The organism is Streptomyces kryoterrae, assembly GCF_054072135.1.
Map to the genome: position 1 here is coordinate 1,284,827 of NZ_CM133358.1, position 11,626 is coordinate 1,296,452.

Genomic DNA, 11,626 nt, shown 5'->3' on the forward strand with positions numbered 1-11,626 from the left:
GTCCCCACTGATCTCCGGCTGTCCCCACCGCCGAGGGGTCCTCGTAGTGGGCTCGTAAAGCTCGTGAAGACAGAGCCGACGACGCCGACGGCATCCGAGGACCAAGGAAGCAGGGGACGACATGAGATTCCTGGAGCGCGAGCGCGCGGCCCTCACGAAGTTGCTGCCCGGTCTCGACGACGGCCTGCGGGCCCTGCCGCTGATGACGTTGGAGAGCCCGAAGAGTCCGGGCATCGGGCTGTTCCGGGAGTGCGGAGGACCCGGGCTGCTGGCACCGACGGCTCTCCAGGGACGGGGCGCCACCGCGCTCGAAGCGGTACGGGTGCAGCGGGCGCTGGGCAGTCGCTCCCCCTCGCTGGCCGTGGCGACGACCATGCACCATTTCTCGATGGCCACGCTCGTCGGGCTGAGCGAGTCCGGCACGGGCGAGGGGCTGGAGTGGATGCTCGTCCAGGGTGTCGCGGCCGACAACCGGCTGATGGCGTCCGGCTTCGCGGAGGGCCGCAGCGGCACCGGCATCCTCTCCCCCGCGATGTCCGCCACGGTGACCCCCGAGGGCGTCCGCATCACCGGTGTGAAACGGCCGTGCAGTCTGGCCCGGTCCATGGACCTGCTCACCGCCAGCGTGATGGTGCCGTGTGAGAACGGCGAGGGCGAGGAGCTGGCCGTGGCGCTGGTGCCGGCCGAGACGGAGGGGCTGAGCGTCAGCGCCTTCTGGGCGAGCGCCTTCCTCGCGGGCGCCGAGAGCGACCAGGTCACGCTGGACAACGTCCTGGTGCCGCCGGAACTGCTGGTGCGCACCGCGTCCCCGGCCGGGTCCCGGCTCGACGAGGTGCAGACCGCCGGGCTCGCCTGGTTCGAGCTGCTGATGACGGGCAGTTACCTCGGCGCCGCGAGCGCCCTGGTCGAGCGGGTGCTGCGCAAGGACCGGGTGCCCGAGGCGGAACGGGTGCGGCTGCTGGTGGAGGCGGAGGGCGCGATGGCCGCCGTGGAGGGCCTGGCCCGGCGGGTGGACGAGTCGGCCCCCGACGAGTCCGCGCTCGCCGACTCCCTGTACGTCCGCTACACCGTGCAGGACGCGATCGCCCGTGTCGTCCCACGCGCGGTGGAACTGCTGGGCGGGCTCACCTTCATGGCCTCGGACGAGGTCGGCTACCTCGCCGCCTGCGTCAACGGCCTTGCCCTGCACCCGCCTTCGAGGTCCCGGATGACGGGCCCGCTGGCCGCCTATCTCGACGAGGCACCGCTGACGGTCGCCTGAGGGTTTTCGGTACGAGGCCCACGCCCGCACGCCCTGACGCCAACCCACCTGACGGCAACCGCCGTTCACCCGACCGAGGGGGAAGTTCGCCATGCCCGAAACCTGGACCGGCACCCGGCCCACCGTACTGCTCACCGGTGGCACCGGAGTGCTCGGCAGAGCTCTGATCGACGAGCTCCTGCCCGACTTCCGCATCGTCTGCCTGCGCCACCGCACGCCGGTGGGCGACTCCCGGGTGCACGAGTTCGGCGCCGACCTGATGGAGCCCCGACTCGGCCTGTCCGCAGCAGAGTTCGATCGTCTCGCCACCGACGTCGACCTGGTGCTGCACTCCGCCGCCGCCACCAACTGGCAGTGGGAACCCGGCCTGATCCGGCGCGCCAATCTCGACGGCACGCGCACGATGCTCGATCTCGCCGCCCGCGCCGACGCGCCCTTCTTCCACATGAGCACCGCGTTCGTCGCCAATCCGCTGGCCCCGGAGGAGCAGGAGCGCTTTCCGGGCGCCGCCGCGTATCTCGCCTCGAAGACGGAGGCCGAACAGGCGGTACGGGAGGCTCCGGTGCCCGGGGTGATCATGCGGCCGTCGGTGGTGATGGGCGACTCGGTGACCGGCCGCATCGCCGGGATGCAGGGCCTGACGCGGGCGCTCGGGGCCATCGTCAAGGGCCAGGTTCCGGTCATGCCGGGCGGGCCGGACTCCCGGATCGACATGGTGCCTCAGGACGTCGTCGCCCGTGCGGTGGGCGACCTGATGCGCGGCGGGGTCACCGGGGGCGAGTACTGGCTGACGGCCGGCTCGGAGGTGCTGCTCCAGACCGAAGTCATCGACACCTGCCTGGAGTTCGCGGACCGGTACGGGCCCCGGCCGCACCCGCCCCGGCTGATTCCTTTGGAGTCGGTGCACCGGCTGCTGCTGCCGCTGATCGAGGGGCCCACGTTCCCGGAGTCGCTGCGCCGCCGCTTCCGTACCTACGCGGAACTGCTGCTCGTCTTCCAGCGGGCGCTGCCCTTCGAGTCGTCCCTCGGTACGCCGCACTGCGGCCGGGCGGTCGTGAAGGAGGAGCTGCGCGAGGCCCTGGTGCGCAACCTGGACGCCTGGGCCGCCCGCCCCGGCGGAATGCGCGGCCGGCAGCGCGGCCGACCGGACACCGTCCCCGGCGCACCCCATCAGGCGTCCCGGACAAGGGAGTTGGCGTCATGACCACCGTACCCGTCACCCCCCTCACCCCCGTCGAGACCGCGCTCCGGCCGGACAGCGGCACGGCCACGCCCGACAGCCGCGAGCACATCGCCCGCCTCTACCGCGAGCACCTCTCCTCCGGCCGTGCCGTCATGGGCACCGTGCTCGGCGGCATGCTGGAGACGGCGTCCGACGGGGCGTGGATCTTCACCGAGGACGGTCGCCGCTACCTCGACTTCGGCGGGTACGGAGTCTTCATCCTGGGCCACCGGCATCCCGCCGTGACGGCGGCCGTGCACTGCCAGGTGGACGCCCATCCGCTGGCCTCCCGGGTCTTCCTCGAGCCGGTCGCGGCCCGCGCCGCCGAGGCCCTCGTCGCCCACACCCCAGCCGGCCTCGACCGGGTGCACTTCGTCAACTCCGGTGCGGAGGCGACCGAGGCGGGCCTCAAACTGGCGCGCGCCCATGGGCACACCGCGCTGGTCAGCATGGCCGGCGGTTACCACGGCAAGACCCTGGGCGCGCTCTCCGCCACCGCCAACGCCAAGTACCAGGAGCCGTTCCGCCCGTTGCTGCCGGACAGCAACGTCGTCCCGTACGGGGACGCGGACGCGCTGGAGGCGATACTCGGTCTGCTCGGCGAACGGGCCTGTGTGATCGTCGAGCCGGTGCAGGGCGAGGGCGGGGTACGGATTCCGCCGCCGGGCTATCTGGCGGAGGTGAGCCGGCTGTGCCGGGCGTACGGCGCCTTCCTGATCGTCGACGAGATCCAGACGGGGCTGGGTCGGCTGGGCTCGTGGTGGGGTCTGGACGGGGAGGGGCAGGAGGGCGTCGAGGGTGCCGGGGAGGTCGCGCCGGACGTCCTGCTCGTCGGCAAGGGGCTGAGCGGCGGGGTCGTGCCCGTCGCGGCGATGGTCGCGACCGGGGCGGCGTACGGCCCGTTCTCCCGTGACCCCTACCTGCACACGTCGACGTTCGCCGCCTCACCGATCGCCTGTGCGGCGGCGCGGGCCGCGGTCGAGGCACTGGCCGGGGAGGATGTCGTCGCCCGGGCCCGCGGGCTCGGTGAGCGGCTGCTCGCGGGGGTCGGCGCGGTCTGTGCGCCGTACGTCGGCGGGCTGGTCCGTGAGGTGCGCGGGCGGGGGCTGCTGATCGGCCTGGAGTTCACCGGGGAACGGGCCGTCGGCGAGCTGATCCTCGAACTCGTCGGCCGGGGCGTCCTGGTGAACCACTCCCTCAACGCCTCCCGGGTGCTGCGCCTGACACCGCCGGCGATCGTCGGCGACGACGAGGTGCGGCTCTTCCTGACGACCCTGGAGGAGTCGCTGCACGACGTGGCGCGGCGGGTGGGCTGACGCCCACGAAGGAGAAGAGGGGTCAGTGATGCGGGCGGCGACGGTCGAAGAGGAGGGCGGCGGCACCGAGCGCCAGCAGGCCCCGGGAGGGGGTCCAGGGCCGCTGCCCGCCCAGGCCGGCGGGCGTGTGCGGTTCGTGGAGCTGGAGGGCGGACTGCCGGTTCGCGGCGTCGGAGAGGAGACCGCGCAGCTGCTCGGGCGCGGACACGGCGAAGGACAGGAAGTCCATCGTGTTGCGGGCCGCCTGGTCGAGGGAGAAGTACTCGCGCAGCAGAGCCATGACGATCCCCCGCGCCTCCGCCCTGAAGACGTCCGCGAGGGCGATGTCCGGAGCCAGACAGCGCACCGAACCCTCCAGGTTGGCGAAGGACTTGCCCAGCAGGGAGATGGCGGGCGCCGACCCGATGCCCCGCTTGGTCGCCTTCTCCAGCACGGTCGTCAGGGACACCCCGAAGTTGATGTCCTCCAGGGAGGCCGTGGCGACCTTGGGCACCAGCGCGGCCATGTCGGCGGCGAACGCCGGCAGGTTGGACCACGGGGTGACCCGCCCCATGTCCGCCCACGCCCAGGCGAGGCCGTGGCCGTCGTTCTGGGCGAGGGCCATGAGGAGGGGCAGCAACTGCAGGCTCGTACGCCGGTCGAGGCGGCCGATCATGCCCCAGTCGATGAGCGTGGCCGGGCCGCCGGGCAGCGCGAAGACGTTGCCGGCGTGCGGGTCGGCGTGGAACATGCGGTCGACGAAGTAGCCGCGGTACATGAAGCGCAGCAGGTCCTTGCCGATGTCCGTGCGCTCCCGGTCACTGAACTGGCCGCGATCGAGATGCCGTACGGAGGAACCCGGCGCGAGGGACTGCACCAGCACTTTGGGGGTGGCGTGGACGACCCCCGGCACGGCGAGGTTCGGATAGCGGCGGATGTGCTCGCGGGCCTCGTCCATGTTGCGGGCCTCGCCGGTGAAGTCGAGCTCCGGTTCCATGGCGTCGAAGATCGAGCCGAGCATCGCCTCCATGTCGATGACCTCGTTGAAGCGGGGCGCGGTGCGGGCGAGGATCCTGGACGCCTTGCGCATCAGGGCCATGTCCGCGCGCACCGCGTCCCGGATCCCGGGCCGCTGCACCTTCACCACCGCCGGGCGCCCGCCGGGCAGGGTGACCCGGTACACCTGGGCGAGGGAGGCCGCGCCGAGCGGTCGTACGGTGTCGATGTCGTCGAAACGGCGCTTCCAGTCCGGTCCGAGCTGGTCCCTGAGCACGGGTTCGAAGACGGTGAAGGGCTGGACGTCGACCTGGTCGTGCAGGTTCTGCAGCTCGGCGATCATGGAGGCCGGCACCATGTCGGGCCGGGTGGAGAGGATCTGCCCGAGCTTCACGTAAAAGGGGCCGAGGCTTTCGAGGGCGTGCCGTACGGCCCTGGCGCGCCGGCTTCCGTCCGCGCCGTCCCCTTCGTCGTCCTCGCCGCCGGTTCCGCGCCGGGAGCGGCGGCGGTCCCGGGCCAGCCGGCCGGCCTCTTCGGCTGCGAGACCTCCCAGCACCTTCACGACCAGCCGGAGCCGACTGCCGAGCAGGGCACTGCCCATGTGTCACGACCTTCTGTGTGTGCCGCGTTTCCTGAAGTACGTGGGTACGTACGCGGTGCGGGAGTGGGCGGTGGCGGGCCCGGCGGGGCGGGGCGAACCCCGCCCCGCCGTCAGCTGCCCTCCGTCAGCTGCTCTTCCGCGCCGCCGGTGTCCGGCCGCCACCGCCCGTCACCGCTCCGGCGACTCCCTGGACGCTCTCCAGCACGCCGACCAGGTTCGCGACGAGCTCGGAGAGCTGGGCGATCTGACGCGGCAGTGCGGCCAGGCCCTCCGCCATGTCCGCCGCTCCCGAGACGGCCGACGACGCCCCGCCCGCCACCTGTCCGAACAGCGCCAGCGGATTCGCTCCCCCGCCCGTGAGCGCGGCGAGGGGGTTCGGGGCCGCGCCGGTGAGGGCGGCCAGGGGATTGGGGGCGGCGCCCGTCAGAGCGGCGAGCGGGCTGGCGGCGCCGACTCCGGCGCCGGCGTTGGCGGCGTTCGCCAGTGCCGCGACGGGATTGGCCACCCCGCCGAGGGCCGAGAGCGCGCTGACGGTCCGCAGCACGTCCGCGGGCAATCCGTTCAACGCCTGGTACGGATTCCCCGCGGTGATCCAGTCCACGGTACGGAAGTCGTCGCCCTTTCGGTCGAGAATCTCATCGAAGGCCTTCTTCGTACTGTCGGCGATATCGCCGATGAAGTCCTTGATCGTGTCCTGCGCATTGTTCCTGCCCACTGCAACTGCCTTCCCTGTCGACTGAACTCCCGAAATCCGGAAGTCGTTCACAAGAGGCCGGACGTGCACCGAGAATTAATTCGGCCGTCCGTTACCTGTGGTGTTTCGTGACCCCGTCCAGCGTCTGGGCGCACACGAGCCGCAGCCGAGCCCGTCCCCGGGTGAACGCGCCCTCGGCCGCCTTCAGCGAGATCTGGTGCATACGGGCGAACTCCATCGTGGAGATGCCGTCGGCGCGGGCCAGCATGACCTGGCGCTCCCGGCCCCGCAGTTGCTGGACCTGGCGCAGCAGCCACCGCCCGAAGTCCTCGTCGCACACGTCCTCGTCCGGCAGCTCGGGCCTGCTGACGTGCGCGGTACGGCCCACCAGGCGCCGTCTGCGCTCCAGTTCGCGGTAGTGGTCGACACACAGTCGCAGTGCGACCGAGGTCAGAAAGGGCCCGATCCGCTCCCGGTCGAGGTTGTCGTGGGCCGCCGCCCGCAACATCGTCTCCTGGACGCAGTCCTCCGCGTCCTGGGCGGTCGGCAGCCGCCGCCGGACCAGTCGCATCAGTCGTTCCCGGTGGCCGGCGATCTCTTCCCAGGACAACTCCCGAAGGATTTCTCCGTCGACGATTACGAGCTCATCTGAGCAGTCTTCCGAATTCATGCAGTACACGGCCCCGAAATGATCCCTTGGGTGCGAATCCAGAATATTCGCACTGCCTATCCCTATCCGACGGGAAAGGACTGTCCGGGTCAACTCACGGACAAACCGAGCCGATTGCCTACCACTCGTCCGAATGGAAAACGAAAGAACCGTCTTCGGTGCACGGCACACCATGCTATAAAAACCCGTACGACTGCCGGACCGGCGCATTTATGCAGAAACGTCACATCAGGATCAGGCCGAGGGAATTATTCACGGGCAGCGTACCCATATCGGCCATCGGGGAACCGAACTCGCCAATACCGGCCGACCTGCTTCCGCCCCGCGGATCAGTCCTCGGTCACCCCGGCGGCCTGTTTGATGGCCTCGCGGATCCGGGAGTACGTGCCGCAGCGGCAGACGTTCTCGATGGCGTCGATGTCCGCGTCGGTCGGCTCGGAGGTCCGCCGGAGCAGCGCCACCGCGGCCATGATCTGCCCGGGCTGGCAGAAACCGCACTGCGCGACATCGCGGTCGAGCCACGCCTGCTGGACGGGGTGCAGGGTGTCGCCGTCGGCCAGCCCCTCGATGGTGGTGACCCTCCGGTCCGCGCAGTCCGCGACGGGCACGACACAGGGCTGGATCTCCGCGCCGTCGAGATGGCTGGTGCAGGCGCGGCAGACCCCGACCCCGCAGCCGTACTTGGGGCCGGTCACCTGGAGCAGGTCGCGCAGCACCCAGAGCAGCGGCATGTCGGCCGGGGCCTCGACGGTGACCGGTTCGCCGTTGAGGTCGAAGGTGTAGCGGGGCATCGGAACCCTCTCGGAGGCGAGGTCGGGGCGGGGGTGAGGCGGAGTCGGGGAAGGGGCGCGGGTCAGAAGGTGAGCGGGAAGCGGCGGGGTCGGGTGCCCGTCGCCCGGGCGTACGCGTTGGCGACCGCGCCCGCCGCGGCCGGCACCCCGAGTTCCCCGGCCCCGCCGGGCTCCCCCTTGGACGGCATGATGTGCGCCTCGAAGTGCAGCGGGGCGTGCCGCTGGCGGGCGTAGTGGAAGTCGGCGAAGCTGCCCTCGCGGACCGCGCCCCGGTCGATGTGGAGGCCGGCCCGCAGGACGGTGGAGATGCCGTCGATCGCGGTGCCCATGAGCTGGGCCTCAAGTCCGCGTGGATTCACGGCCGTTCCGACGTCGGCCGCCATCACCGCCCTGGTCACCCGCGGGTTCTTCGGGTCGGTGGCGTCCATCTCGATCAGGCACGCGACGCAGGAGCCGTACTCCTCGTGGACCGCCATGCCCTGTCCGTGCCCGGCCGGCATGGTCCGGCCCCAACTCCCGGCGGACGCCGCCCTGTCGAGCACGGCGCGTACGGCCTTGCTCCGGAGTGTGGTGCGCCGGAAGGCGACCGGGTCCTTGCCGAGGCTGCGGGCGATCTCGTCGACCATGATCTCCTCGGCGGTCCGGGTCGTCCCGGAGTCCACCGACCGCCAGGCGCCGAGCGGTATCGCCGCCAGTGCCACATCGCCCGAATCCCCGGACAGCCGGCCGAAGTTGTACAGCCCGCTGTCGCTGGGCAGCGGGCCCGCCGCCCGGACACGCCCCGTCTGTGCGGCCACGGACGTCACCCCGCCCTGCGCGGCGAGGCCCTCCCCCTCCCACGACTCGCTCACCGACGACGTCGCGTGGACGAACGCGACCACTCGGCCGCCCTGGTGGCTGGCTCTGATCCGGTGGTGGGTGGCCGGGCGCATCCTGCCGTGCCGCAGGTCGTCGCCGCGACTCCACATCAGCTTGACCGGCCGGCGTGCCGCCTTGGAGACGAGGGCGGCCTCGATCGCGAAGTCGTGGTTCAGCCGCCGGCCGAACGAGCCGCCGCCGCGCATGACATGGACCTTGACCTTCGACGCCGGGAGTCCGGTCGCCGAGGCGATGCCGTCCCGGGCGTCCATCGGTGTCTGGGTGGAGAACCACAGCTCGGCGCGGTCCGCGCGGACGTCGGCCACCACGGTCAGCACCTCCATCGGGGCATGGCCGACGAACGCGAACTCGAACTCCCCCGTCACCTGCGTGGATCCGCTCGGCGCGGCACCCAGCGGCGGAACGGCGGCGCGCAGCCGGGATCTGATCGCCGCGTCCGACAGCGCGGCCAGTGGGCCCGGGGCCCAGGTGATCCGCAGGGCGTCCCGGGCCTGGAAGGCGTGGTGGAAGGTGTCCGCGACCACGGCGACTCCGCCCGCGACCCGCACGACCGCGCGGACGCCCGGCAGGGCGCGGGCCGCCCGGTCGTCGACCGTACGGATCTTCCCGCCGAGCGTCGGTGGCCGGGCCACCACGGTCGGTTTCGCGCCGGCCACGTTCAGGTCGCCCGCGTACCGCGCCTTGCCGGTGATGATGTCCCGCGCGTCGATCCGGGTCGTCGGTTTCCCGATCACCTTGTGCCGGGAGGACGGTTTGGGCTTGCTGGAGACCCTCGGCCGGGTGACCTTCGCGGCCGTCGCGGTCAGCGATCCGAAGGTGGCCGTACGCCCGTCCGGGGCGACCACCATGGTGTTCCGGGTCCGCAGTGTGCGCGCGGGCAGGCGCCAGTGCTGGGCGGCGGCGGTCACCAGTCGGGCGCGCGCGGTGGCCGCCAGCGCGCGGGCCGGTCCGTACAGGGAGCTGACCGAGTTCGAGCCGCCGGTGTACTGGTTTCCCCTGGTGCGGGCGTCGGCGAGCGGGATGTCGACGTCGGCCAGGCGGGCGTCGAGTTCCTCGGCGATCATCATGGCGACGGCGGTGGTGACACCCTGGCCGACCTCGACGCGCGGCAGCCGGACGACCACCCGGTTCGCGGCGGTGACCTCCAGGACCAGCATCTCGTCGTCGTCACCGGTCACCACGACGCCGGACCGCGCGCTCGCGTCCGCGTCCGCCGCCCGGCTCTCGGCGCCCTCCGCCGACGAGTCACAGCCGATCGGCGCGGCCACGGTCAGGGTGGTCGCGGCCAGCGAGTAGACCATGAACCTCCGACGGGACCACTGCCGCTCCATCGCCACCCCTGTCGCTTCGCCCGCTGCCCGTGCGTCTCCTGTGTAGGAGGGGCCGGGCGGCTTCGTGGTTGCGTGTGCCGACGGGGCTTTCGCCCGCGAACACGCCCCGGGCGACCGGGCGACCCGGCGCGTGGCGCGGACGAGCGCGGGCCGGGAGTGGTCCCGGCCCGCGCTACGGTCGTCGATCGTCGGTCGGCGGGGTCAGCCGAGCAACTTGCTCGCCAGGGTCGCGGCGTTGTACGAGCCCCAGCCGGTGGTGAAGTCCCAGCCGGTGGCGGCGGAGTAGGCACCGTTGCTGCCGCTGGTGATGTCGTGGAAGCCGGTGCCGCTCGCCGTGTAGAGGGCGGGGTTGGCGAAGCCGAGGTTGGCCTTGCCGGCCGCCGCGGCCTGCTGGTTGTAGAGCGCGGCGAACGCCGCCCACTCGGGCGCCGCGGCGCTGGTGCCGCCGACCGCGGCCCAGGAACCCTGGGAGTAGATCGAGACGCCGGGGCTGGGGTTGGCGTGCGCGGAGACGTCCGGGACCTGGCGGAAGCCGCCGCCGGCGCTCTTCTGGACCGCGGTCTGCCAGCTGGGGATCTTGAAGACGGAGGACTTGCCACCGCCACCGCCGGACCAGGCCACCTCCTTGCTGAAGGCGTTGGCCGAGGTGACGGTCAGCTTGGTGCCGCCGACGCCGGTGACGTACGGGTCGCTGGCCGGGTAGTCGACGGTGGTGGTGCCGTCGCCCGCGTCGTCGGAGCCGTCGTCGCCGGAGGCCGCGTAGAACCCGAGACCCTGGGCGGCGCCCGCCTTGAAGACGGCGTCCACGGCGTTGATGTTGGAGGTGGTGCGGGCGCTCTCTGAGGCGCCCCAGCTGATCGACGTGGTCGGGATGCCGCTGTCGACGATGGCCTGGTAGGTGTCGACCTCACCGGCGTCGGAGTTGGGGCCCTCGAAGACGGTGACGTTCGCCTTGGGGGCGATGGCGTGCAGCACCTCGATGTCCAGCTCGACCTCGACCTGGCCGTCACCGAGCGCGCCGGAGCCGCCGTCCACCTTGGACACGGTCGGAGTGGGCGAACCCAGGCTGTAGTTGGTGTCGTACTTCGTGATGTTGGACTGCGCGAAGCCGTCGAACTCCAGCAGCGCGATCTTCTGACCGCTGCCGGTGTAGGTGCCGGAGACGTTGTAGCCGCCCTTGAGCTGGGCCGGGGTGTAGCCGCCGCCGGGGCCGTTGCGGGGAGCCACCCGGGAGACCGACTGGTGGTGCAGCTGGGTGCGGTTGTTGAGGCCGGCCACATCGCTGACCAGTGCGGCGACGGAGGTCGGCAGGGTCGGCGCGGCGTCGTTGGCGTAGAACGAACGCCCGGAAGACGCGTCCTTCCAGGTCGACAGCTTGGTGCCGAAGGCCTTCTCCAACTGGGCGGCGGTGCCGCTCGCGTCGACCAGCAGGTTGCCCGAGTGGACCTTGCCGACGGTGAGGCCCTGGCTGCGCAGATAGTCCTTGAGCTGCTTGACCTCGGCGTCGGTCCGGCCGAAGCGGGCTGCGAACTGACCCTTCGTCAGGTAGTGGCCGTAGGAACTCGACCGCGGGTCGCTGACCTTGGCGACGAAGGTGTCAAGGCCCTTGTTGTTTCTGGGGGTCAGGCTGATCGCCACCGATATGCGCTTCCCGGCGGCGACCTTGCCGGTGCGGGTCGCGTGCTTGTTCAGGCCCTTGAGGACGTCTCCGGTGACAGCCGCGCGAGTGGTGTGCGGCTGCACGGTGTTGGCCGCGTAGGCAGCGGGGACCGCGGCGGCGAGCAGGGCCGGTGCGGCGACCAGACCGAGCAGTTTCAGGCGTGACTTCACTGAGATCCTCCGGAGAGTGGGGGCGTGTCCCGGAAGCGGAACGACTTCACCGTAGG

9 protein-coding genes are annotated in these 11,626 nt (G+C 71.7%); 3 read left to right on the forward strand and 6 right to left on the reverse strand.

What is annotated here, in order from left to right:
• Positions 1–121 precede the first annotated feature (121 nt).
• The 3 genes from ACW4TU_RS05330 to ACW4TU_RS05340 all read left to right on the forward strand — a co-directional run bounded on the left by ACW4TU_RS05330 (position 122) and on the right by ACW4TU_RS05340 (position 3,799).
• The gene (locus ACW4TU_RS05330; RefSeq protein ID WP_457425113.1) at positions 122–1,261 is read left to right on the forward strand and encodes an acyl-CoA dehydrogenase; all 1,140 of its coding nucleotides are present in this window, start codon (positions 122–124) and stop codon (positions 1,259–1,261) included.
• A 91-nt stretch (positions 1,262–1,352) separates the two neighbouring features.
• Positions 1,353–2,465, forward strand: a complete 1,113-nt coding sequence (locus ACW4TU_RS05335) for an SDR family oxidoreductase (RefSeq protein WP_457425115.1) — start codon at positions 1,353–1,355, stop codon at positions 2,463–2,465.
• The gene (locus ACW4TU_RS05340) at positions 2,462–3,799 is read left to right on the forward strand and encodes an aspartate aminotransferase family protein (protein ID WP_457425117.1); all 1,338 of its coding nucleotides are present in this window, start codon (positions 2,462–2,464) and stop codon (positions 3,797–3,799) included. The genes ACW4TU_RS05335 and ACW4TU_RS05340 overlap by 4 nt, the downstream gene beginning before the upstream one ends.
• 22 nt (positions 3,800–3,821) lie before the next feature.
• Here ACW4TU_RS05340 and ACW4TU_RS05345 read toward each other — a convergent pair whose 3' ends face one another.
• The 6 genes from ACW4TU_RS05345 to ACW4TU_RS05370 form a co-directional block, all read right to left on the reverse strand.
• On the reverse strand, positions 3,822–5,375 hold the full coding sequence (locus ACW4TU_RS05345; protein ID WP_457425119.1) for an ABC1 kinase family protein: 1,554 nt from the start codon (positions 5,373–5,375) through the stop codon (positions 3,822–3,824).
• Positions 5,376–5,499: 124 nt separating this feature from the next.
• Positions 5,500–6,090 carry a hypothetical protein gene (locus ACW4TU_RS05350; protein ID WP_457425121.1) on the reverse strand — a complete coding sequence of 197 codons (591 nt, stop codon included), beginning with the start codon at positions 6,088–6,090 and terminating at the stop codon, positions 5,500–5,502.
• A gap of 91 nt (positions 6,091–6,181) precedes the next feature.
• The gene (locus ACW4TU_RS05355) at positions 6,182–6,679 is read right to left on the reverse strand and encodes an RNA polymerase sigma factor (RefSeq protein WP_457425123.1); all 498 of its coding nucleotides are present in this window, start codon (positions 6,677–6,679) and stop codon (positions 6,182–6,184) included.
• 389 nt (positions 6,680–7,068) lie between these two features.
• On the reverse strand, positions 7,069–7,530 hold the full coding sequence (locus tag ACW4TU_RS05360; RefSeq protein WP_457425125.1) for a (2Fe-2S)-binding protein: 462 nt from the start codon (positions 7,528–7,530) through the stop codon (positions 7,069–7,071).
• A 62-nt stretch (positions 7,531–7,592) separates the two neighbouring features.
• Positions 7,593–9,710, reverse strand: a complete 2,118-nt coding sequence (locus tag ACW4TU_RS05365) for a xanthine dehydrogenase family protein molybdopterin-binding subunit (protein WP_457430719.1) — start codon at positions 9,708–9,710, stop codon at positions 7,593–7,595.
• A gap of 231 nt (positions 9,711–9,941) precedes the next feature.
• On the reverse strand, positions 9,942–11,570 hold the full coding sequence (locus ACW4TU_RS05370) for a S53 family peptidase (RefSeq protein ID WP_457425127.1): 1,629 nt from the start codon (positions 11,568–11,570) through the stop codon (positions 9,942–9,944).
• Positions 11,571–11,626 lie beyond the last annotated feature (56 nt).